Below are 1,190 nucleotides of genomic sequence, written 5' to 3'. Positions count from 1 at the left end.
AAAAAAGGAAGCCTAAGCTTCCTTTTTTCTAATCACAATTGCTATTACGCAATGATCTTAGCTACAACACCAGCGCCTACTGTACGGCCACCTTCACGAATTGCGAAGCGTAAACCTTCGTCCATCGCGATTGGGCAAATCAGCGTAACAACCATCTTGATGTTGTCACCAGGCATTACCATCTCTACGCCTTCTGGCAGTTCAATAGTACCGGTTACGTCAGTTGTACGGAAGTAGAACTGTGGACGGTAGCCTTTGAAGAATGGAGTGTGACGACCACCTTCTTCTTTTGACAGAACGTAAACTTCTGATTCAAAAGTAGTGTGTGGGTTGATTGAACCTGGCTTAGATAATACTTGACCACGTTCTACGTCATCACGCTTAGTACCACGTAATAAAATACCACAGTTCTCACCTGCACGACCTTCGTCAAGCAGCTTACGGAACATTTCTACGCCAGTACAAGTTGTTTTAGAAGTCGTGCGGATACCAACGATTTCTACTTCGTCGCCCACTTTAACGATACCACGCTCTACACGGCCTGTTACTACTGTACCACGGCCAGAAATAGAGAATACGTCTTCGATTGGCATCAGGAATGGCTTATCGATATCACGCTCTGGCTCTGGAATGTAAGAGTCTAAAGCTGCTGCCAGCTCAAGGATCTTCGCTTCCCACTCCGGCTCGCCTTCTAGCGCTTTCAGAGCTGAACCTTGGATTACTGGTAAGTCATCACCTGGGAAGTCGTATTCTGATAACAGTTCACGTACTTCCATTTCCACTAATTCTAACAGCTCAGCATCGTCAACCATGTCACATTTGTTCATGAATACGATGATGAATGGTACGCCAACCTGACGAGACAGCAGGATGTGCTCGCGAGTTTGTGGCATTGGACCGTCTGTAGAAGCAACTACCAGGATCGCGCCGTCCATCTGTGCAGCACCAGTGATCATGTTTTTAACATAGTCAGCGTGGCCTGGGCAGTCTACGTGTGCGTAGTGGCGAGTTGGGGTGTCATACTCGATGTGAGAGGTATTGATGGTAATACCGCGCTCACGCTCTTCTGGAGCGTTATCGATTTGAGAGAAGTCTTTAGCTTCACCACCGTAGGTCTTAGCCAGTACGTGAGAGATAGCTGCAGTCAGAGTGGTTTTACCATGGTCAACGTGACCGATGGTGCCCACGTT

1 protein-coding gene is annotated in these 1,190 nt (G+C 47.6%); it reads right to left on the bottom strand.

Translation table 11 applies throughout. From position 1 onward, the window contains the following. Positions 1-44: 44 nt before the first annotated feature. Positions 45-1,190: elongation factor Tu (gene tuf, locus L976_RS01460; protein WP_047533472.1), on the bottom strand; the 1,146-nt coding region annotated here is incomplete at its 5' end.

It is taken from the genome of Shewanella sp. ZOR0012, assembly GCF_000798835.1.
Lineage (GTDB): Bacteria > Pseudomonadota > Gammaproteobacteria > Enterobacterales > Shewanellaceae > Shewanella > Shewanella xiamenensis.
The sequence above is the reverse complement of the archived record's forward strand: the minus strand, read 5'-3'. Positions and strand labels throughout refer to the sequence as shown.